Genomic DNA, 22389 nt, shown 5'->3' with positions numbered 1-22389 from the left:
GTGGGCTTTTTTATGCCTACTGTTTACCCCAAACACCATCGCGGATGGTAAGCGCAGGGGTAAAATAATGGTCCAATTTACAAAGCCCGCCAAAACGTTAGACGAACAAATTACGCTGCTACAAGAGCGCGGCTTAATCATTCGTGAACCTGATCGCGCCAAGCGTTATCTGGAAGTCATTAGCTTTTTCCGCCTTTCCAGTTATATGCGCCCATTCCAAGTACCGCATGATCAAGCACACACGTTCAAAGCCGATGCTGAATTCAAGTCTGTTGTCGAACTCTATGCTTTTGACCGTGAATTACGCTTATTGATCATGGACGCAATAGAGCGTATGGAAGTAGCCGTACGCGCGACTCTGAACAACCATATGGGCACTAAATACCAAACCGAACAGCCTCATAGTGGCTCTCACTGGTATTTGAATGAGTCACTGTTTCGCCGCGACTACAACCATAAGCGCATGTTAAGCGAAGTGGAATCATGCCAGAGTAAAGCACAGCAAGAGCTAAAGCGCGACATTCAAAAAATCAATAAAAGCAACGCATCACAAGCAGTGAAAGAAGCGCATATTCAAAACCGCGTGCGAGAGAGCTACCCTCGATTCTACCAGCACAGCTATAACGAACCGAGACTGATGCCAAGCTGGGCAATGGTCGAAGAGCTCACCTTTGGCTCTATTTCCCACCTGTATCAAGGGCTTGCAAAAGATGCTGACCGTAAAGGCATTGCCAAGCGTTTTGACGTGCCGCAAGATGTCTTTCAAAGCTGGCTGCACACGCTGAACTTTGTCCGCAATTGCTGTGCACACCACAGCCGTTTATGGAACCGCGAACTCTCTATTTCCCCCAAAGTGCCACACGGTGAATTATGGCAACTGCCCGTTAGGTTAGAACCCAGCATGGTTCAGCCTAACCGTCGTATCTATGTGGTGCTATTAATCCTGGCGCACTTAATGCGTCAAATCAGCCCGGATAGCCAGTGGCATAACAAAGTAAAGGCTATGGTCACAGTGATTTACCCAAATGTGCCACTGGCACCCATGGGCTTTCCTGACGATTGGCGTACACATATTTTTTGGGGGGGTGAAGATGAGTAAATATCAGGCGTATCCAGAATATAAGGATTCTGGTGTTAAGTGGCTGGGTAAAATCCCTAGCCATTGGCATGTTATACCTATTAAGTATCTAGCTAATTTAAACCCTAGAAAATCAGCAATCGACCGAACATTGTTGAATAAAGAATGCAACTTCCTACCGATGGAGAAGCTCAAACTTAACTCCATTGTTTTGGATGAGAAGCGCCTAGTCAGCGTTGTTTATGATGGGTATACATATTTCGAGGATGGTGATGTGCTCATGGCCAAGGTTACACCTTGCTTTGAGAATAAAAACATTGCAGTTGCTTCTGGGTTGGTAAACGGCGTTGGTTTTGGTTCATCCGAGATTTACGTTCTTCGTTCTAATGAAAAGACAAACAGCCGCTTTCTGTACTACCGCCTCCAAGAAGACAGCTTTATGGATATTGCAACAGCGGCAATGACGGGAGCTGGCGGATTAAAGCGCGTACCATCAGAAGTTGTAAATGGGTATTCCCTTGGTACACCTGAGTTAGAAGAGCAAACCCAAATCGCCAACTTCCTCGATCACGAAACCGCAAAGATTGACACCTTGCTCGAAAAGCAGCAGCTACTAATCAAGCTACTGAAAGAAAAGCGCCAAGCGGTGATCAGCCATGCGGTGACCAAAGGCTTGAATCCTGACGCACCGATGAAAGATTCTGGTGTGGAGTGGTTAGGGGAAGTGCCAGAGCATTGGAAAGTAACAAAAATTAAGTATATCACTGCATTATTTGAACAGGGGTGGAGTCCCCAGTGTGATGCAAGACCAGCAGAAGCTCCTGAATACGGAGTGTTAAAGGTTGGGTGTGTTAACCATGGTTTATTTAAAGCTAATGAAAATAAAGTGCTTCCAGATACTCTGGAGCCTAAGCTGCAATATTTAATCCAGAAAGATGATTTGCTTATCTCTCGTGCAAATACAAAAGGATTGGTTGGTAGTGCCGCGGTAGTGGATGCCGACTATGATCATCTTCTCTTGTGTGACAAGTTGTACCGCTTGAGATTAAGGGAAGGATACTTACCTGAATTGGTTTCATTTTATTTATCGACGTCAAATGCAAGGGAACAGATTGAACTTTGTGCAACGGGAGCGAGTCACTCTATGCAAAATATTGGTCAAGATACGATAAAGGAACTTTTTTACGTAGCTCCTCCGACAAACGAAGCAAGTGATTTATTGGATTACATTAGAGGTCAGGTGAATCGATTTGACCAAATACTATTTGAATCGAATAAGCAAATTGAACTATTAAAAGAACGCCGTACAGCCCTAATTTCAGCCGCTGTTACTGGCAAGATCGATGTGCGCAACTGGCAAGCGCCAACCTCTCAAATTCAGGCGAGTGAACAAACCACCATCAAGATCAAGGAAGAGGTGTTGTGATGACGTCGCCTACTCCACTCTTTGCCCAAGAGGTGATTGCGCTCATTCAGCAAGCCAAGCAACGTGCGGCGGTGGCGGTTAACAGCGAAATTACCTTGTTGTATTGGCATATAGGCCAACGCATTAACCAAGAGGTGCTGGGTGGCGAACGCGCCGATTATGGCAAGCAAGTGGTGGCCAATTTAGCCAAACAGCTGACCGAGCAATTTGGTAAAGGCTGGAGCGCGCAGCAACTGCGCCATTGTATGAAGTTTGCAGAAGTACTCACCGATCAAAACATTGTCTCGACACTGTCGAGACAATTGTCATGGAGTCATTTTTTGGAGGTGATGTACCACCGCGATCCGCTTGCAGTGCAGTTTTATCTGAAACTATGCAGTGTAGAGCGCTGGAGCGTTCGCGCTTTAAGAAAGCAGGTGGGTGCCATGTTGTTCGAGCGCACGGCAATCGCTAAGCAACCAGATGAATTGATTAAACACACACTCGAAAACGCTGATGTCGTTCCCTTGCCAAGAGAGCTGGTGTTTAAAGATCCGTACCTGTTGGATTTCTTAGAACTGGATGATCGTTACATCGAAAAAGATCTCGAAGACGCCATTTTAAGAGATATAGAACAATTCCTGTTAGAGCTTGGTTCAGGCTTTACCTTTATTGCACGGCAAAAGCGCATTCAAATCGATGAAGACGATTTTTACATCGACCTGCTGTTTTACAACCGTCGATTAAAACGGTTAGTTGCCATTGAATTAAAAACGGAAAAGTTCAAGCACGCCCATAAAAGCCAAATGGAGTTGTATCTGCGTTGGCTGGCCAAATACGAACAAGAGCCAGATGAACTACCGCCTCTTGGCATCATTCTTTGCAGTAGTAAAAAGCAAGAACAAATTGAATTACTGGAAATGGATAATAGCGGTATCCACGTTGCCGAATATCTGACCGAATTACCCAGTAAAGATGTCTTTGAGCAGCGTTTGCACCTTGCCATTGAAAAAGCCAAAGAGCGTCACTCAATTCAAGCATTGCGATTACAAAACAAGAAGAATCAATAAACGGAAATACGGATGACAGACACAACACAGGAACGGATTTTTCAGGACGATATCATTACCCAGATGGTGGCCAATGGCTGGAAGCTGGGCACCGGAGCAGATTACGATCGCGAATCAGCCCTCTATCAGCAGGATGTGCTGAGCTTTGTGCAAAACACACAACCGAAAACCTGGGACAAATTCTGCCAGGTTTTTCCTGTCGATTCCGAACGCCATTTTTTAGAGGCTCTGGTCGCCCAGCTCAAAAAAGCCGATATCAATGCGACGGATCGCGCATCCCGCACTTATGGCACCTTGGGTGTTTTACGTCACGGGCTGAAAATCCGCAATGCCCGCTTTTCACTGTGTCAGTTTAAGCCAGAACATACGCTGAACCCGGAAACTCTCGCTCGCTATCAGCAAAATATCTGCCGGATTGTGCCGGAGCTAGTGTACAGTCCGTATGCCACGCAGGCTGAATTAGAAGCAACCGGAAAACAAGCAAAACGCTGGCGGATTGACTTGGTGCTGTTCGTTAACGGTTTGCCAGTTTCTACCCTTGAGTTGAAATCTGAGTTCAAACAAGCGGTAGAAAACGCCATTGCGCAGTACAAACTGACCCGTTTACCGAAAGACCCTGCCACTAAAAAGCCAGAGCCGCTGCTGAGCTTTAAACGCGGTGCCTTGGTGCATTTTGCGGTAAGCCAGTATGAAGTTCACATGGCGACTAAGCTTGCGGGTGAAGAGACATTCTTCCTGCCATTTAACAAAGGCACGCATGATGGCGGTAAGGGTAATGACATTCCCGAAGATGAGAACCGCTACGCCACGGATTACCTTTGGAATGAGGTTTTAACCCCAGACAACCTGCTCAATATCATCGGGCGCTTTATCCATCTTCAAATTGAAGAAAAGGAAGACTGGGAAGGGCGTAAAACTAAGAAAGAAACCCTGATCTTCCCGCGCTACCACCAATGGGATGTGGTCACAAAATTGGTCAATGCCGCGGTTGAAGAAGGTACAGGTAACAAGTACCTGATCCAACACAGTGCTGGTTCGGGCAAGTCGAACTCGATTGCATGGACGGCGCACCAACTCTCGACTCTGCATAATGCCAACGGCAACAAGCAGTTTGATTCGGTGATTGTGGTGACTGACCGCACCGTACTGGATGATCAGCTACAAGATACCATCTATCAGTTCGAACATGCGGATGGTGTGGTCGGACGCATCAACCGTAAAGAGGGGGATGGCTCTAAATCTGAGAAGCTGGCGACGGCACTGGAAACGTCGCAGCCTATCATCATCGTGACCATTCAAACCTTCCCGCATGTGTTAAAGGCGATTGAGAATTCAACGTCACTCAAAGAGCGTCGTTACGCCATCATTGCCGATGAAGCGCATTCTTCACAAACAGGCGCAACCGCACGCCAGCTTAAAGAAGTATTGATGACGGATGAAGCCGATGATGACATCGAATTATCGTCTGAAGATATTCTCGATGCCACTGTTGCGGCGCGTCGGGGCAGTGCTAACCTGAGTTATTACGCCTTTACCGCCACACCAAAGCCAAAGACGCTGGAGTTGTTTGGTCGCAGACCTGATCCAGAGCAGCCAGCATCTAAACGCAACTTGCCGGTGGCTTACCACATCTATTCAATGCGTCAGGCGATTGAGGAAGGCTTTATTCTTGATGTTTTGAGGAACTACACCAACTACAAGGTGATCTATCAACTCAAGCAAAAGCTGGAAGCGGAAGATAAAGAAGTAGATGCAGGCAAAGCCAAGCTGAAACTCAATAACTGGGTGCGTCTGCATGACCACAACATTTCGCAGAAAGTGAAAGTGATTGTTGAGCATTTCAAAAAGAACGTGATGGGCTTATTGGGTGGTCAAGCTAAGGCGATGGTTGTCACAAGCTCGCGTAAAGAAGCGGTGCGCTATAAGCTGGCGTTTGATAAGTACGTCTCTGAACATGGTTACGCAGGTATTCGCGCAATGGTCGCATTCTCTGGCGAAGTTGAGTTTAACGCTGCCGACCCAGACAGCACGGCGTTTATGGATCAGAAGTTTACTGAGCACAACATGAACCCTGAGCTGAAAGGCCGCGAGATGCGCAAAGCCTTTAACACTGATGATTATCAAGTGATGCTGGTTGCTAATAAATTTCAGACCGGCTTTGACCAACCGAAACTCTGCGCCATGTATGTAGATAAAAAGCTGGCTGGCGTTGAGTGTGTGCAGACGCTTTCTCGTCTTAACCGAACTTATCCGGGCAAAGCCGAATGCGGTACTTTCATACTCGATTTCTACAACGACCCGCAAGATATTTTGGATGCTTTCCAGCCTTATTATCAAGTGGCTGAACTAGAGGATGTCACTGACCCTGACAAGATTTTTGACCTAGCAGAGAAGCTGCGTGCTAGCGGCATTTTCTTATGGTCGGAGGTAGATCAATTCGTTGATGCCTTCTTTACCAAGAACAAATCAAATGCCGCAATCAGTAACATCTGTAAGCCTGCGATTGACCGTTGGCGCAAGCGTTATACCTCTGCGGTAGAAGCATACATACATGCTAAGAACGTGTTTGAACGCACCAAGAAAACAGGCGATGCCGTGTTAATCGCCAATGCGGAAAATACCTTCAAAGAGTGTAAGCAGGAGAAAGACCGTCTTGAGATCTTTAAAAAAGATTTAGGCAGCTTTGTCCGCTTCTATGAGTTTATGTCGCAGATTGTCGATTACGACGATAAAGAGCTAGAGAAGCTGAGCTTGTATGCGCGTCACCTGCGGCCAATGCTGCGCGAGAAGGTGATTGAAGAGGATGAACTTGACCTTGGTAATGTGGTCATGAGCCACTATCGTCTGTCGAAGATCCGTCAACAGGACATTCAGCTTCAAGAGAACACGCCTGAGTACAAACTGCATCCAAGCAACGATGTAGGCACAGCTAAGCCAAAGGACAAGAAAGAAGAGTTTCTGTCTCACATCATAGAGCGATTAAACGAGGTGTTTGTCACCGACAACCTGACCGATAAAGACATGATCAATTATGCCTTTACAGTGCGTGACAAGCTCACAGAAAACGAAACAGTCATGAGCCAAATCGCCAATAACACCCGCGAACAAGCCATGCTAGGTGACTTCCCGCGTGCCATAGATGATGCGATATTGAATAGCAACGAAGCCCATCAAGAGCAGATGATGCAGCTTTTGTCTGATCCGAACAAAACCAAACAATTTGCGCGGGTTATCTTCGATATGTTGAGTGGATATAAAAATTAATTATGGCCATTTACGAATTAGCCAATGACACCTTAATCAAGGTAGAAACAACTTCATTCGAAGCAGAGAAACTCAGAGAACGTCAGGATATCCAACGACTGCTCAGAGCCAATATTCAAGCCATCAGCCCGGACACCCTGGTGATTGCCGAAGAATACGGACATTTTGTTGAGTCAAATCGCCGCATTGATTTACTCGGCGTGGATAAATCGGCCAATCTCGTTGTGATTGAGTTAAAGCGTGATGACGATGGCGGCCATATGGAGCTTCAGGCCATTCGCTACGCTGCCATGGTGGCGAACTTAACCTGGGAGCATGCAATTCATGCCTATAAAGAGTTTTTAAGCCGCACAGAACAAGATCTTGACGCAGAAAGTGTGCTGCTTGATTTCCTTGGCTGGGATACCCCGCAGGAAGACGATTTCGGCAAGGAGTCGCGCATCGTTCTTGCGGCCAGGAATTTTTCAAAAGAAATCACCACCTCGGTACTCTGGCTCAACGATATGGGGTTAGATATCCGTTGTGTTCGCTTAAACCCACTGCGCCTTGACGAACGGCTGCTGTTAAATGTCGAACAAATCATTCCGCTGCCCGAGGCCATGGACTATCAGATTGAGGTCAGGCACAAAAAGCGTGAAGAACGCGCAGCGCGAAATGACGGAAAGGATCGCTCACGACTGAACCTGTATGTGAACGGTACACTGTATCAGCAAGGCTTTCGCAAATCGGATATAGGCTTGTATACCGTCCAGGCGCTTCAAACATACCAGTTGATTGATGACGCAGTATTTGACTACTTAAGACATAATAAAACCTGCTCTTTTCAGCTGTTAAAGCAGTTACATGAAATCACTGGCACAGCTGACAAATATAGAAAATACCGCTCTGAACGTGAACCTGAGTTTTTCTATCAAGACGCTGGTTACTACGTTGCCAGAAACTGGGATATCAATAATACAAATCGATTCATTGTAGAGATCCAACAGCGATTTACCGAATTACGGTTTGAATGGGATTGACCCTGAATTCCTGTACCAGCCCGCAAGGTTTTAACCTGGCGGGCTTTATCACTATCAGCCCCCACTGAAACCCCCACCCTTCCCCATTTCCCCATTTCCCCATTTCCCCATTTCCCCATTCCCCATACCCTTTCAGTTGCTTAGGTGAGCTTTTGCTTTTATCGCTGATGAGTTTATGTATAATCAAACGAGAATAAATATCATTACTGATTAAGGAAACATTATGTCCGTGCCCGACAGCAGGGAAAAACGTCAGCCGGTGTTACTTACGGTGAAATCTGTCCAGGATTTGGGCCCGCGTTATCGGCGTGTCACCTTCACATCAACGGCGCTGGCGCACTACCCACCGTGCAGTAATGGTGCGCACATCAAGATCATGCTGAGCCAGGACGGACAGTCGGAGCCTGTGCTGCCGACCATGACGGCAACCGGGCCGAAGTGGGCATCACCCGAAGACAAACCGCTGCTGCGCACCTTCTCGGTCCGCGAACTGCGCCGGGAAACCGGTGAAATGGATATCGACTTTGCCCTGCACGGCGATCTGGGTCCGGCGTCGCGGTTTGCGCTCAATGCCCGTCCCGGCGATAAGCTGGGTATCTCACCGCCGGGTGGCCCGTATCCTATGCTCAATCCGGCCTCGCAGTATTATCTGGCCGGGGATCTGACGGCCTTACCGGCGATCAGTGCGATGCTGGAAGAGATGCCGGCAGACAGCCGCGGCTATGTGGCGATTCAGGTCAGTGATGAAACCGATATTCTGGATCTCCGCTGTCCGGCAGGGGTTGAGGTTCAGTGGTTTATCGGCCAGCCGGATCAGGTTCAGCCGTTGATCGACCAGTTCTGCCAGCAGCTTTTCAATACCGAAACGAATGCCGAAACCACTGCCGAACAGATTGCCGACTGTTATTTCTGGCTCGGCGGTGAAGAGCAGATTGTCGTTGGCCTGCGCCGCTTTATTCGCCGCGAACTGGATGTCGAGCGTACTCAGGTCTATGCCATCCCGTACTGGCGCTTTGGTATAGATGAAGACAGCTATCACACCAGCCGCCACCAGGCTGTTGATAATTAATAATAATCCAGATCGAACCGGCATTTGCCTGTATGGGCACTTTGAAGCACAAGAGTGATGTCATCTCCCGATGACAACAAAGGAAACAACAATGGCTATTGACCCTTCAGTGATCCGTGCCCATTCATGGCAGGCACTACCCACACCGGCGGCACTGGCAACCGCGATCCCCTGCCCGGCCGCACTGACCGAGCATATCGCACACTCGCGCAGTACCATCAGAGAGATTTTACACGGACAGGACGACAGGCTGCTGGTCGTCATCGGCCCGTGTTCGATTCATGATCCGGACGCGGCCATGGCGTATGCCGAGCAACTGGCCCGTTACGCCGAGCGCTATCAGGATCAGCTGGTGGTGGTGATGCGCACCTATTTTGAAAAACCGCGTACCACAGTGGGCTGGAAAGGCATGCTGTTTGACCCGGATCTGGACGGCAGCGATCAAATAGGCAAAGGCCTGCAACAGGCCAGAGAGCTGCTGATCCGCATCAATGCACTGGGACTGCCGGCCGCCACCGAATTTCTTGATACCACCAGTTTTACTTATCTGGCCGATCTGATGAGCTGGGGCGCCATCGGTGCCAGAACCACTGAGTCCCAGCCGCACCGTCAGCAAACTTCCGGCCTGCCGTGTCCGGTCGGGTTTAAGAACGGCACCGACGGTAATGTCAGTGTGGCGATGGATGCCATCATTGCCAGCCGCCACCCGCACCTGTACACCACCACAGGTCAGGACGGGCAGCTTTATGCCGTTAACAGTACAGGCAATCCGGACTGCCACCTGATCCTGCGCGGCGGTAAAGCGCCGAACTACAGCGAAGAAGATATTCACCATGCCCTGCAGCAGCTGGAGGCCAAAGGGATCACCACAGGGGTGATGGTCGACTGCAGCCATGGCAACAGCCTGAAGCAGTTCCGGCGCCAGCTGCTGGTGGCCGAAGAGCTGTGCCGCCAGATTAGCAACAGCAACCATGCCATCACCGCTATCATGGCCGAAAGCTTTCTGGTTGAAGGGCGGCAGGAGATCTCAGATGACATGACCTATGGTCAGTCCATCACCGATGCCTGTCTCGGCTGGGACGATACCGAGGCCCTGCTGTCGATGCTGGCCGACGCTGTCGAAGAGCGCCGTCAGGGACATCAGACCCGGTTAGCGGCCAATGAAGGGTAAATCTGAACAGTCACACCCGCTACAGGCAGTGGTTTAGGGGTGACAACAAAAAGCCAGCCGTTTCAGGCTGGCTTCTTTTTGGACTGCGTAACTCTTTTGACTGTACAACAGGCTGCTGCTAGCCCGCGATCTGCTGCCAGTCTGCCTGACGGCGCGGCACAATCACAGGCGCATCATCAAACGGCGCTTTGAGAATATCGACATGGGTATTGTACAGCTTGTCGATCATCGGCTTGGTAATCACCTCGGCGACCGGCCCTGCCGCCACCACGCCCTGCTCACCAATCGCCACCAGCTCATCGCAGTAACGCGCGGCCGCCGCCAGGTCGTGTATCACCAGCACCACGGTTTTACCCATTGCCACCATCTGACTGATGCTTTCCATCACTTCGATCTGATGGCCGATATCCAGCGCGCTGGTCGGCTCATCGAGCAAAATCACATCAGTATCCTGCGCCAGAATCATCGCCAGCCAGGCGCGCTGACGCTGACCGCCGGACAAGCTGGCCACAGGTTGCTGCAGCAAATCGTCCAGTTTCATCCACTGAATGGCTTTGGCGACCTGAGCGGCATCTTCGTCACTCCACTGGCTGAACCAGCCCTGATGGGGATGACGACCGTACTGCACCAGTTGTTCCACCGTGATCCCGGCCGGGCTGATCGGCTGCTGCGGCAGAAAAGCCAGCGCTCTGGCCAGCGCTTTCATGGAGTAGTCCGCCAGCGATGTGCCGTTGAGGGTGATCTCGCCCTGCTGCGGGGCCAGCTGCTTGGCCATCATCTTGAGCAGCGTCGATTTACCGCCGCCATTCGGGCCGACTATGCCAACCAGCTTACCTTTGCCGAGACGAAATGAGACATCCCTGAGGACGGTCTTGCTCTCGTAGGAAAACCCTACGCCTGTCATCGATAACGCTGTCATTAGTCTGCCTGTCCTTTATCTCGCAGTAGAAATATAAATAGCATGATGCCACCCAGAATGCGGGTCATGATCCCGGTGGCCACTTCGTGGGGATCGGCCAGTACCCGCACCAGAGTATCGCTCAGCAGGAGTAACAGCGCCCCCAGTATGGCGGCGGTCCAGAGCGGCACGATACGTCCCCGCAGCAGGAAAGTCGCAATAATGGGAGCCGCCATGGCGATAAACACCACTGGGCCGCCAATGGCCGTTCCCAGTGCGGCAATCAGAATCGCCAGCATCAGAATCGCCACCTGCACCCGGCTGACGTTGACGCCCAGACTCTGGGCGGTCGGCAGCCCCAGCCGCAGCACATCCAGCTGGCGGGAGAAGTAAATCACCGCCGGACTGAGTAACAGCAGCAATCCGGCCACCGGCAGACTGACACTGTAGCCCTGACCGACAAAGTTACCCATGGTCCAGAAATAGACGCTGCTGACATGCACGATAGATTCGGTCGACATCAGAAACTCGCCCACCGCGCGCATCAGCTCCGACACCCCGATACCTATCACCACAAACAGATAGCCCTGCTCGCCGGGATTGCGGCACAGCATATACAGCATCACCGCAGCCACCACAGCGCCCAGCGGCGCCGCCCACCAGGGCCAGGAACCCAGCGTGAGGTATAAGGTAAAAAAGGTGATCGCCAGCGTGGCCCCTTCATTCACCCCCACCATATCCGGGGTCGCCAGCCGGTTGCGCACCAGCGTTTGGATCATACACCCCGACAGCCCCATGGCCGCACCTGCGACTAACACGGCCACCACACGGGGCAGACGGATTTTAAACACCATGATCTCGACCATCCGGGTCGATTCACCAAACAAAGCTTTGAGTGCCAGCCAGGGCGTGAGTTTGGCCGAGCCGATACTGACCGCCAGCAGGCTCATCGCCACCAGCACCAGCATCAGCAGCGCGCCTAACAGCACAGCCCGGCGCTCCACCAGCAGGGTCTTGTTGCCGAACTGCCACAACCACTTGCCGTACGGGATATGCCGTGCCGGTTGAGCTGGGGTTAACGAGGCCACTGGTCGCTCACTGGCAGCCATGTGCTGCGACATACTTTTGTCCATCATTCAGGCTCCTACTTCACCGCCAGCAGCGAGCGGAAACCGCCACGCCGGACCACGCCAATCAGCACAGGCGCCCCTATCATAGCCAGCAATACCCCGTTGGGCATTTCATAAGGCTGGATCATCCAGCGGGCCAGAATATCGGCGATCAGAATAAAACAGACGCCGAACAACGCCGAGAAAATGACCTGCAAAGACAGACGTACCGGCTCTACCATACGGGCGCAATAGGCCGCCAGGAAACCGACAAAACTGATCGGCCCGGCGACAGAAATGGCACAGGCGGTGAACAGAGTCGAGGCCAGCAGCACGCCGATGCGCACCCAGTGGGTATTAATGCCAAGCGAGCGGGCCTGTTGCTCCCCGAGCTGCATCATGGTGAGCTGGCGGGCCAGCAGGAAGGTCAGCACTATGGCAGCCAGCATAAAGGGCGATATCAGCGCCATCGCCGTCATATCGGCCGCCGCCAGCGAACCCAGATTCCAGAAGCGGAACTGATCCAGCACCACCTGGTTCGACAGCAAAATATAATTGGATAAACCGCCGAAGGTCGCGTTCATCGCTACCCCGACCAGAATCAGTTTGAGCGGGCTGGACTTGCCCATCACATGGCCGACCAGCAGTACCACGATATTCCCGGCCAGTGCGCCCAGTCCGGACCAGACCAGATAGCCCTCGGCGGATTCGACGCCAAAATAGGTCAGGCCGGTGACCAGCCCCAGCACAGCGCCGGCATTAACGCCCAGCAAGCCCGGCTCCGCCAGCGGGTTACGGGTGGCGCTTTGTAATAATGAAGCGGCCAGTGACAAACTGACACCGACCATCAGGGCGCACAGAGTGCGCGGCAAGCGCAGGGTATCCATCACCATGGTCATGTGTTCTGACGGAACAATGGCAGAGAAATAGTAGGCCAGCGCTTCTGCTGCGCCGTACTCCCCGGCACCGACCGACATAGACATCACAGAAAAAAAACAGACACTGAACACGCCTGCTGCCAACCAGACGAGGTGAAGTTTCGACACGCTTGCAACTCCATGTATAACAACGAAGCTGAGCATGATATCAATCCGTCTTTTCAGAGAACAGCATTAAATAAAAATAGTTCTCAATATCTTTATCAAGTACAATTTCGAGCTCTTCATTCAACTTATTGATACACATAATAAGGAGCATTATGTTGCGACTAAGCCTCTTTACGGCCCTGGCCCTGTTCTGCATGGCGAGCCAAGCCAGTGCTGCCGATACCCGCACCATAGAAGATGCGCTGGGTGAGAAAGTCACAGTCCCGGCGCACCCGAAACGCGTCATTACCCTCAGCGAGATCGATCTGGATACCGCGCTGGCGCTGGGCATGACCCCGATTGGCACAGTCAATGGCCGCGGCCAGCAAACCCTGCCCCGTTATCTGACCCCGGCCATTAACGGCGATATTCAGGTCGTCGGTGATCTGTCCCGTCCGAATCTGGAAACTATTCTTGAGCTGGAGCCGGATCTGATCCTGACGGCGCCAAACCGCCCGGAAGTGATTGAACTGCTGGGCGAAATCGCCCCGACTGTGGTCACTTTCAACTACGGCGAAAACTGGAAAAGTGTGTTTAAACGCACCGCCAATATCCTGAACCGTCAGGCCGATGCCGATGCCTTTATGGCGCGTTACCAGGCCCATGCGGAAAAAACCAAACAAGCGATTGGTGACAAGCTGGGCCAGACCATCAGCGTGGTGCGCTGGAACCCGAAAGGCCCGGCTTACATGTTCCGTGACTCTTTTGCCAGCCAGGTAATCACCGATGTCGGCATGAAACGCCCGGCCAACCAGCAGGATCCGGGGCATACCCACTCTATGTCGCTGAGTCTGGAAGCCCTGGCTGTGCTGGACGGCGACTGGATGGTGATCGGCACTCTGAGCACCTCAGGCGAAGCGGTTGAAGCGATGAAACAGGCCGAGAACACCCCGGCATTTCACCAGCTGAGCGCTATTGAATCCGGCCGCTTTGCTCCGGTTGACGGCTCGCTGTGGACCTCAGTCGGCGGCCCGCTGGCCGCGCTGAAAGTGATGGATGACATCGCCAGACTGGTCAATACCCCGGATGCCCGGCCGCTGACGCAGTAAACGCTCACAGAGCCAGCGCTGTCATAAACAGCGCAGCCAATAAAAAGCGCTTCTATAAAAAAGCGCAGCCATGAAAAAACCGCCAGACGTCAATCTGGCGGTTTTTTCCGTTGTGACAACAGGCCGCATTAACCGACAGCAAGCTGCTTGCGATCCACTTTTCCGCTGGCAGTTGTCGGCAGGCGGGCCAGCCAGACAAAACGTCCTGGGATCATATAACCGGGCAGATGGGCAGACAGAGCCTTGCGCAGTTGCAGGCGGGTCATCTCCGGCGAACCGCTGTTCCCACTGCGCTCCCCCTGTTCCAGATACGCGACCAGAGTTGCCTGCTCACCTTCTCCTTCCAGTGTGACCGCGGCATCCCTGACGGCGGCTAACCCGCGCAGGCGCGCTTCAATCTCACCCAGCTCGATCCGGTAGCCTCGCAGTTTGACCTGACCGTCCAGGCGGCCAAAATACTGATAGCTGTCATCCGCCAGCCGCCGGACGTGATCACCGGTACGGTAATAACGCAGGCCATCGGCACGGTTGATGAACTGGCGTGCGGTCAGATCCGCCCTTTGCCAGTAACCGTCACTGAGCGCATCGCCATAAATACACAGTTCCCCTTCCTGGCCCACAGCCACCGGCTGATCATTGTCATCCAGCACCAGGTGCCCATAACCGGCCAGACTGCGGCCGATAGTGATCGGCTGATCAGGTTGCACCTGTGACATCAATGACCAGACCGTCGCTTCCGTCGGGCCATAGCAGTTCCACAGCACCGCGCAGCGCGATAACAACTGCTGCGCCAGCCCGCCATCCAAGGCTTCACCGCCGGTTAGTGCAGTCAACCCGGTCTGGCCCTGCCAGCCGGTATTGACCAGCATCCGCCAGAAAGTCGGCGTGGCCTGAAGCGTATTGACCGAGGGATAGCGCGCTAAAATGGCGGCAACGGCATGGGGATCTTTATGCTCTTCGCTGCTGGTGAGCCGCAAACGCCCGCCCACCAGTAAGGGCGCAAAAATCTCCAGCATCGAGATATCAAAAGCGATTGTGGTGATCAGCAGCCAGTGACAACCGGCATCCAGATTCAGCCTAGCTAGCGCCGCACAGAGAAAAGTCGACAGCGCCTGATGGCTGATCACTACCCCTTTCGGCTTGCCGGTCGAGCCGGACGTGAACATCATGTAGGCCGTGGTGCTCGGGCGCAGCAAGGGCGAGCTCATTGGCGCTGCATTGCCCCCCGCCAGCAACGGCCATTCGCCTTCAGGTTCCACAGACAGCACCGGGCAGCAAAAGCCGATTGGCGCGGAATCATCCCCGCCCGTCTCCAGCACCGCATCCAACTGCGCTTCCTCAGCAATGTCTCTCAGCCGTCCGGCCGGAAACAACGGATCGAGCGGCACAAACGCCACGCCGGAAAACAGGCAGGCCAGCAAAGTTGCGATCAATACTGGCGAGCGCTCTACATGAATCCCCGCCCGATTGCCCGGCAGCAGCCCTGCCTGATTCAGCTGCTGCTGAACCCGGCTGACTGCTGCCAGCAATTGACGATAGCTTATCGACTGCTCGCCAAAGTCAATCGCCACCCGGCCGGATTCGGCCGCCCCGATCAGGGCTGCCTCCAGCATAGGCGCTAAGTCCGGCGCAGTATCTGCCCGGAGCTTAGCCCGAAACTTAGCCCGAAGCTTAGTTGCTGACATCCGCCACCTCCTGTTCAGACTGCTGATAAAGCGGCTCTGAACTGGCAGCACTCAGTGCCCGGCACATCGCATCCGCTGTGGCATGCTGATACAGGAAGGCTAAGGTCACAGGCTGCATGACGCCCACCGCCGACACATCATGCATATTCAGCGCATGATTCAGGCGCTGTACCAGCGTAATGGCCGCCAGAGAATCTATCCCCAGCGCGCACCAAGGCTGATGCCAGGTGTCATGCTCCGGCGTCACTGGCAGCGGGGTGCTCTGCTGCCAGACCTCACTGACCAGCTCAGCCATTTCAGTTGCAATCACGCCCCGCTCAGGATGATCTTGCACAGGCCGGACTTTCGCCTCCTGATATGGCAGGGGCTGAGTCGCTCCCTCGAACGGCGTCAGCGGCCATGCCTGTTGCGGATCGGCGGCGATCACCTGCAGCAGTTCCTCCTGCCACAGCATCAGCACCTCACTGGCACGGGACGGATCGACCTGCGCGCCATCAAATTCAAAGCGCAGCGACAGCTGACCGCCCACTTCATTGACGACCAGACTGAGCGGGATCTCCACTTTTTCAAACGCCGGGCCAAACTCGGGACGCAGTCGCCCGTCAGCTGTCTCGCTCTGACGATTGGCATTCCCCTCGGCGCGCGGGTAGTTCTCATAGACAAACACGCTGTCAAACAAGCGGCTACGTCCGGCCTGCAAGGCCATCAGCGACTGGGTCGCATGCTGGTTCAGCGCCATAGCCTCGCCCTGCAGCCCGAGCAGTTGCTCGGCCAGCGACGCCTCATTCTGCCAGTGGATGATCAGCGGCAAGGTGTTGATATACAGCCCGACACTGGCGGCAATACCGGCCACCGGCGCATCACGCCCCGGCACCACGTTACCGACAATCGTGGTGGTTTTCGATGGCTGGCCGGTCAGGCGCGCAACCAGACGGTGCCAGGCAAACTGCGCCACCGTACTGTGGGTTACACCCACCTGACGCGCAAAGTGCTGCAGGTCAGCCTGAGCTTGCGCGCTCAGCACGGTTTTCACGATTTCAGGCTGCTGCTGCAGCGGTGATGAAGCGAAATCCGGGCCGAACAGCAGGCTTAAATCATCGGCCTGAGCGTTTGTCAGCGCTTTGCCTGCCCAGAAGGCAGCAGTTTCAGGCTGGCTGCTGGCGGCATACTCGGCATGGGCCAGATAGGCCTGATCGACCGGCAGCACCCCAGAGCAATCGTCATCCTCATGATCCGCCAGTGCCTCATAAGCCTGATGCAGCGCGGCAAACAAACGCGGGCCACTCCAGCCGTCAATCACAGCATGGTGACAGCTGAAGATCACCCGAATATCCTCGTCGGCCAGGCGGAAGCAGCGCACACGCAGTAAGGCATCGCCATCGAGCGCCATACCGCGCTGACGATCATACTGGCAGTATTCGGCGATCAGCGCCTCGGCATCGTCCTCGCCGGTCAGATCCACCACCTCAAACGGCAGTACCAGCTGGCGCTGTACCACCTGGATCAGCTGATTACCGGCACGATAAGGGCCGCTCAGCACAGTGCGCAAAGCCGGGTAAGCGGCCACAACCGCTTGCCATGCCTGCTGGTAACGCGCCAGATCCAGCAGCTGACGGTAGCGGATCGGCGTCTGCAGCAGATAGGCTTCATCGTCCGGGCAACGCTGCTGATGGGCAAACATGCTTTGCTGCAGCGATGAAGCCGGCAGCAACGCTTCAATCTCAAACCGCTTGCTCAGCCTGTCCAGCTCCGGCTGCGTCAGGCTCACCAGCGGATAATCCGATGGCGTCGACTGCCGTCCGTGGGACTCGGCATGCTGCTCGCAGTAATGGATCATCGCCAGCAGGTTGGCTTTGAACGCCGTCATGAACTGCTCGCTCAATGCCTGATCCAGCACCCCGACCTGGCGCAGCGTCAGCTGACCGTCGTAAATCCCGCCATGCAGACTGAGCAGCTCCGCGCCCGGGTTCAGCGGCGAAGCGGTCTGCCCCGGAATCACAGGCAAGGGACGCCACAGTTCGGCCTGCTGGCCCTGCTTCTGGGTCTGACGGCCGAGATAGTTAAAGACAAGCGGCGAGAAAGTCAGCTGCTCCCCCTGAGGGTGATAGCAGCGCAGGGCATTGAAACCGACCCCGTTATCCGGGATCTGACGCAGGGCTTCTTTGGCCTGTTTGATGGTCTCTGCCAGCGAAGGCTGCACAGCGACAGTGCAGGGATAGGTACTGGTAAACCAGCCCACGGTGCGGCTGACATCCAGCTGCGCGCCAATCTCCTCCCGGCCATGGCCTTCGAGCATCACGGTTGACTGCTCACCCCAGCCCAGCGCATTGAGCGTCACGCTCAGGGCCGACAGCAGCAGGTCGCGCACCTCAGTGCTAAACGCAGTATTGGCCGGTCCCACCAGACGGTCAGTCTGTGTCTGATCCAGCTGCAGCATGGCCTGACTCGGAATGACGTTACCGTCATTGTCTGTATTGCGTGTAGCAGGCAGCGCACTGCCTGCACCATTACGGGCGCTCTCAAGCTGGCTGTGCCAGTAGTCAAACTGCGCCGGATGATTATCGGCATAGTCCTTCAGCGCCTCGCCCCACTGACGGTAACTGGAGGTTTTATCCGCCAGCGGCAGCCCTTGCGACAGCCGCTGCAGATCGTCAGCCAGGATCCGCCAGGACACTGCATCCACCACCCAGTGGTGCAATGCCACAAACAGACCGATCTGAGACGCCGCGCCCTCCTCACCCGGCAGATGACGGATCCGCGCCCAGGCCATGACAGGCCCGTTCTCAAGATCAAACTGCGACTGCAGCGCGGTCAGAGCATCATAAAGCTCATCTTGCGTCATGGCGGCCGCATCCAGCTCTGTCAGCTCAGGCACAGTAACAGCGGCCTGATAACGCTGACGGCGCACTCCATCCTCTTCCGTCACCCGCAGGCGCAAGGCGTCATGATGGGCCAGCAGCTGTGACATCATGGCTGTCAGACGGGCCGTATCCAGATCCGGAATCGCCAGTACCACCGCCTGATTCCAGTGCGCCGGACGGGCGAAAGGCTGGGCATCGAACCAGCGCTGAATCGGATGCAAATCAAAGGTGCCGGACAACTGACCCTGCTCAGCATCGACCGCCCGTTCCGTCTCAGCATGCGCAGCCAGGGTCCGGCACAGTTTACGTACCGTCTTGGCTTCAAACACATCTTTGACGGTACAGGCAAAACCGGCATCACGCAGACGGGTGTTAAGCTGGATACTCAGAATTGAGTCACCACCGAGACGGAAGAAATCATCTTCCACGCCCAGTTCGGTATTAAGCACCTCGCGCCAGATAGCCAGCACCTGGGCTTCCGTCTCCGTTTCCGGCTGAGCACCTTCACCCGTCACCCGCTGGCGGGCCGGCAGGCGGCTGATATCCAGCTTACCGTTAACCGTCAGTGGCAATTCATCGAGCACCAGCAGCTCGACCGGCACCATGTATTCCGGCAGAATGCGGGCCGCGGCAGACAGGATCTGGCCCGGGTCCGGCTGCTGCTGAGCCACCACAGATGAGGTTTCCGCCGTGGCATAGGCCACCAGCTGGCGCTGCGCACCTTCACCGGCGACGATCACCCGCACCTGATGCAGCTGCGGCGCCACTTTGGCGATTTGACTTTCAATTTCGGCCAGCTCAATCCGGTAACCGCGCAGTTTGACCTGCTGATCCATCCGCCCCAGGTATTCCACCTCGCCGTTATTGAGCCAGCGCGCCTTATCGCCGGTGCGATAGCAGCGCACGCTCTGTCCGGCAATCTCAACGGTCACAAAGACTTTAGCCGTCAGCTCCGGCTGGTTCAGGTAGCCCCGGGCCAGACCCAGACCGGTCAGACACAGTTCACCCGCAACACCCACAGGGCACAGCTGGCTCTGCGCATCGAGGATCAGCGCCTGAGTATTTTTGACCGGATGACCGATAGTCACCGGCTCACCCGGCTGCAGCTCTTTCACCAGCGCTGTCACTGTGAACTCGGTCGGGCCATACATATTGAGCAGGCGCAATTTACCCTGCCAGCTGGCCGCCAGAGTGGCCGGACAGGCTTCGCCGCCGAACGCGACTATGTTGAGCGAGCTCAGCGGTCGCGGTGCCATGGCGGCAAACAACGCAGTCGAGCTGATCATATGCGTAGCGCCGTGTGCCTCGGCCTGATCCAGCAAGCTGTCATCCGGCTCGCCGAGCACCAGCTGCGATCCGGCAAACAGTGGCAGAATGGCTGTCATGTTCCCGGCATCAAAAGCCAGTGACATAGGATTAAACATCACGCTGTCTGCGCTCAGCGCCAGGCGGGCAGTATGATCGGTCAGCACATTGACAAACGCGCCGTGCTCGACTTCCACCCCTTTTGGCAGACCGGTCGAGCCAGAGGTATAAATGACATAGGCCAGATCGTCCGCGCTGACAGTCACGGCAGGCGGTGTCTCGGGCAGCAGTGACAGCGGCTCAGCCATGGATGACGCTGTGATATTGATCACTTTGCACCCTGTCAGCGCGCCATGGGACTCAGCAAACTGGGTATCCGGGGCAATGATCAGGGTCAGTTGTGCGTCATCGACCAGGTGTTGCAGCCGGGCGCTCGGATAAGCAGGATCGAGCGGCACATAGCTCATTCCGACTTTCCAGGCCGCCAGTGCCGCCACCGCATACTGAGTGGTCCGGCTGGCGACCACGCCAATTTTATGCTCCGCGGGCTGAGCTTCGCTGTGCGACTGCTGAGCCAGTAAATAATGCGCCAGCCGGTTCGCTGCCTGCTCCAGCTCCTGATAGCTCAGGGTCCGGTCGAATCCGGTCACGGCCGGCTGAGCCGGACACTCTGCCGCATGACGGCTCACCTGCTGGTGGATCAGCAGCGGGGCATCGACGCGGGCCGGCAAACCTGCCAGTGCCTGAGCGATGCTGGCCTGATGCGCTTCATCCACCACAGGCAACTGCATCACATTGGCGAGAGGCGCGGCCAGAATGCCGTCCAGCAACGTCAGGAACATGTCTGCAAAGCGGGCCACTGTCTGGTGTTCAAACACCCCTTTGCTGTAGAGCCATTCCAGCCGGACGCCGTCCACCAGCTCGGTGACTTTCAGTGACAAATCGGTTTTTGCCGGCAGTACCGGCGAGGGTTCTTCCACCGCACCACAGCCGGGGATCAGATCGTTAAAATCTACCTTGGCCTGATAGACCAGCATGATCTGGAAGATAGGGTTCAGGGCTGTGGTCCGGTCGGCCCCGATCGCTTCACTGAGCGATTCAAAGCGGAACAGCTGATGATCAAACGCCGCCAGATCCTGCTCCCGGCAGTAACGCAGGTAATCGGCAAAGCTAAGGTGCTCATCAAGCTGGGTGCGCAGCACTATGGTATTGACGAAAAAGCCCACCACATCTTCGATATCGGCGCGCTCACGGTAGGCCAGCGGCGTACCAATCACCACATCCTTATCGCCGCCCATACGGGCCATCAGCAACGAGAACACCGCATGCAGGCCGATAAAATAAGAACTGCTGTTCTGCTGGCACAGTCGCTGGAACTGCTGCCACTTCGGCAGTGAGATGTCAGAGAACACCAGCGCACCGTCATTGTTGTGACTGGCCGGACGCGGTTTATCCAGCGGCAGCGCATGCACTTCCGGGATACCTTTCAGGCGCTCGACCCAGAACGGGCGAAATTCTTCGTGATAGTCGCGAAACGCCGGCGAGTTGAGCCAGTGGGCGTAATCGATATAGTTGACCGCTGTCGGTTTCACCGGCTGCTGCTGGTTATTCTGATAGGCCAGAAACGCCTGCTTGAAATCGGCAAACATGTTTTTCACCGACCAGCCGTCTGAAATAATGTGGTGCTGGGTCAGCATCAGCAGATGCTCTTCCTCTCCCAGCCTGACCAGTTCGACCCGGGTCAGGCCGCCCTGTTCCAGATCAAACGGCCGGTAGATGTCTTCCTCGACCATTTTCAGCAGTGCCTGCTCGCGCGCCGCTTTGTCCAGATGGGACAAGTCATGGTGCATCACCGTCAGCTCAGTCTGCGCCGCGATATGCTGCTCACCTTTGCCCTGGCTGTTGCGCAGAAAGCGGGTTCGCAGGCTGGCATGCTTTTGTGCCAGTGCCGAGAAGGCGTATTCCAGCGCGCCGACATCCAGCTGGCCGGTCAGACGAAAATGCACCGGCATGTTGTACAGGTGCGAGTTGTCTTCATATTGCTCAATAAACCACAGGCCGCTTTGCGAGAAAGAAAGCGGCCCGGAGGCCGCCTGTTGTACCGGAATGGGTTGCTCATAGGCCTGGCGGGCGCTCAGGCAACGGATGATGGCGTCTTTGTTGTCGCGGATCTGCTGTCCGATTTGCGGCGTCAGTGCCTGCTTGCTGCACTGAGAGATCAGCTGCCCTTTCTCGTTCAGTGCCAGCCGGACGCCTTTGCGCTCAAGATCCGCCAAAAATGAAATCATGTCTGTCATTGTGTTTTCCTGTTTCACTGTTAG

13 protein-coding genes are annotated in these 22389 nt (G+C 54.7%); 8 read left to right on the top strand and 5 right to left on the bottom strand.

What is annotated here, in order from left to right:
* The first annotated feature begins 67 nt into the window (after positions 1-67).
* The 7 genes from L6J37_RS01665 to L6J37_RS01635 all read left to right on the top strand — a co-directional run bounded on the left by L6J37_RS01665 (position 68) and on the right by L6J37_RS01635 (position 10076).
* Positions 68-1099 carry an Abi family protein gene (locus L6J37_RS01665; protein ID WP_237793913.1) on the top strand — a complete coding sequence of 344 codons (1032 nt, stop codon included), beginning with the start codon at positions 68-70 and terminating at the stop codon, positions 1097-1099.
* Complete coding sequence (locus L6J37_RS01660; RefSeq protein WP_237793911.1) at positions 1092-2504, top strand: restriction endonuclease subunit S; 1413 nt, start codon at positions 1092-1094, stop codon at positions 2502-2504. The genes L6J37_RS01665 and L6J37_RS01660 overlap by 8 nt, the downstream gene beginning before the upstream one ends.
* Positions 2504-3553 (top strand): PDDEXK nuclease domain-containing protein, encoded by a 1050-nt coding sequence (locus tag L6J37_RS01655; RefSeq protein ID WP_237793909.1) that lies wholly within the window; start codon positions 2504-2506, stop codon positions 3551-3553. The genes L6J37_RS01660 and L6J37_RS01655 overlap by 1 nt, the downstream gene beginning before the upstream one ends.
* A 12-nt stretch (positions 3554-3565) precedes the next feature.
* Positions 3566-6817, top strand: a complete 3252-nt coding sequence (locus tag L6J37_RS01650; RefSeq protein ID WP_237793908.1) for a type I restriction endonuclease subunit R — start codon at positions 3566-3568, stop codon at positions 6815-6817.
* Positions 6818-6819: 2 nt separating this feature from the next.
* Positions 6820-7836, top strand: a complete 1017-nt coding sequence (locus tag L6J37_RS01645; RefSeq protein ID WP_237793907.1) for a hypothetical protein — start codon at positions 6820-6822, stop codon at positions 7834-7836.
* Between the two features lie 223 nt (positions 7837-8059).
* Positions 8060-8905, top strand: a complete 846-nt coding sequence (locus L6J37_RS01640; protein ID WP_237793906.1) for a siderophore-interacting protein — start codon at positions 8060-8062, stop codon at positions 8903-8905.
* A gap of 91 nt (positions 8906-8996) precedes the next feature.
* Complete coding sequence (locus L6J37_RS01635) at positions 8997-10076, top strand: 3-deoxy-7-phosphoheptulonate synthase (RefSeq protein ID WP_237793905.1); 1080 nt, start codon at positions 8997-8999, stop codon at positions 10074-10076.
* A gap of 118 nt (positions 10077-10194) precedes the next feature.
* Here L6J37_RS01635 and L6J37_RS01630 read toward each other — a convergent pair whose 3' ends face one another.
* From L6J37_RS01630 to L6J37_RS01620, 3 genes are read right to left on the bottom strand one after another with little or no spacing between them, the layout of a single operon-like run.
* Complete coding sequence (locus L6J37_RS01630) at positions 10195-10995, bottom strand: ABC transporter ATP-binding protein (RefSeq protein WP_237793904.1); 801 nt, start codon at positions 10993-10995, stop codon at positions 10195-10197.
* Entirely contained in the window at positions 10995-12110 is a 1116-nt protein-coding gene (locus L6J37_RS01625; RefSeq protein ID WP_330872730.1) for a FecCD family ABC transporter permease, read from the bottom strand. Before L6J37_RS01625 ends, L6J37_RS01630 begins: the two co-directional genes overlap by 1 nt.
* 8 nt (positions 12111-12118) lie before the next feature.
* Positions 12119-13129, bottom strand: coding sequence for a FecCD family ABC transporter permease (locus L6J37_RS01620; RefSeq protein ID WP_330872729.1), 1011 nt, complete (start codon positions 13127-13129; stop codon positions 12119-12121).
* Positions 13130-13281: 152 nt separating this feature from the next.
* On the opposite strand from L6J37_RS01620, the gene L6J37_RS01615 reads away from it, so the two are divergent.
* Positions 13282-14217: an ABC transporter substrate-binding protein gene (locus L6J37_RS01615; RefSeq protein ID WP_237793903.1), complete on the top strand. Its 936-nt coding sequence runs from the start codon at positions 13282-13284 to the stop codon at positions 14215-14217.
* A gap of 128 nt (positions 14218-14345) precedes the next feature.
* On the opposite strand, the gene L6J37_RS01610 is transcribed toward L6J37_RS01615, so the two are convergent.
* Together L6J37_RS01610 and L6J37_RS01605 are read right to left on the bottom strand one after the other, a co-directional pair.
* A complete protein-coding gene (locus L6J37_RS01610; protein ID WP_237793902.1) occupies positions 14346-15902 on the bottom strand; it encodes an amino acid adenylation domain-containing protein in 1557 nt (518 codons plus the stop codon).
* Complete coding sequence (locus tag L6J37_RS01605; RefSeq protein ID WP_237793900.1) at positions 15889-22365, bottom strand: non-ribosomal peptide synthetase; 6477 nt, start codon at positions 22363-22365, stop codon at positions 15889-15891. Before L6J37_RS01605 ends, L6J37_RS01610 begins: the two co-directional genes overlap by 14 nt.
* Positions 22366-22389: the final 24 nt, after the last annotated feature.

Origin of the sequence: Photobacterium sp. WH77 (assembly GCF_022014395.1) — a bacterium.
GTDB lineage: Bacteria > Pseudomonadota > Gammaproteobacteria > Enterobacterales > Vibrionaceae > Photobacterium > Photobacterium arenosum.
This window is presented reverse-complemented; position numbering and strand designations above follow the sequence as displayed.

Excerpts from the sequence above, each read along its gene's own strand:
- L6J37_RS01615 (WP_237793903.1), top strand. The coding sequence starts at position 13,282 with ATGTTGCGACTAAGCCTCTTTACGGCCCTGGCCCTGTTCTGCATGGCG.
- L6J37_RS01635 (WP_237793905.1), top strand. The coding sequence starts at position 8,997 with ATGGCTATTGACCCTTCAGTGATCCGTGCCCATTCATGGCAGGCACTA.
- L6J37_RS01650 (WP_237793908.1), top strand. The coding sequence starts at position 3,566 with ATGACAGACACAACACAGGAACGGATTTTTCAGGACGATATCATTACC.
- L6J37_RS01660 (WP_237793911.1), top strand. The coding sequence starts at position 1,092 with ATGAGTAAATATCAGGCGTATCCAGAATATAAGGATTCTGGTGTTAAG.
- L6J37_RS01610 (WP_237793902.1), bottom strand. The coding sequence starts at position 15,902 with ATGTCAGCAACTAAGCTTCGGGCTAAGTTTCGGGCTAAGCTCCGGGCA.
- L6J37_RS01665 (WP_237793913.1), top strand. The coding sequence starts at position 68 with ATGGTCCAATTTACAAAGCCCGCCAAAACGTTAGACGAACAAATTACG.
- L6J37_RS01640 (WP_237793906.1), top strand. The coding sequence starts at position 8,060 with ATGTCCGTGCCCGACAGCAGGGAAAAACGTCAGCCGGTGTTACTTACG.
- L6J37_RS01630 (WP_237793904.1), bottom strand. The coding sequence starts at position 10,995 with ATGACAGCGTTATCGATGACAGGCGTAGGGTTTTCCTACGAGAGCAAG.
- L6J37_RS01605 (WP_237793900.1), bottom strand. The coding sequence starts at position 22,365 with ATGACAGACATGATTTCATTTTTGGCGGATCTTGAGCGCAAAGGCGTC.
- L6J37_RS01645 (WP_237793907.1), top strand. The coding sequence starts at position 6,820 with ATGGCCATTTACGAATTAGCCAATGACACCTTAATCAAGGTAGAAACA.
- L6J37_RS01625 (WP_330872730.1), bottom strand. The coding sequence starts at position 12,110 with ATGATGGACAAAAGTATGTCGCAGCACATGGCTGCCAGTGAGCGACCA.
- L6J37_RS01655 (WP_237793909.1), top strand. The coding sequence starts at position 2,504 with ATGACGTCGCCTACTCCACTCTTTGCCCAAGAGGTGATTGCGCTCATT.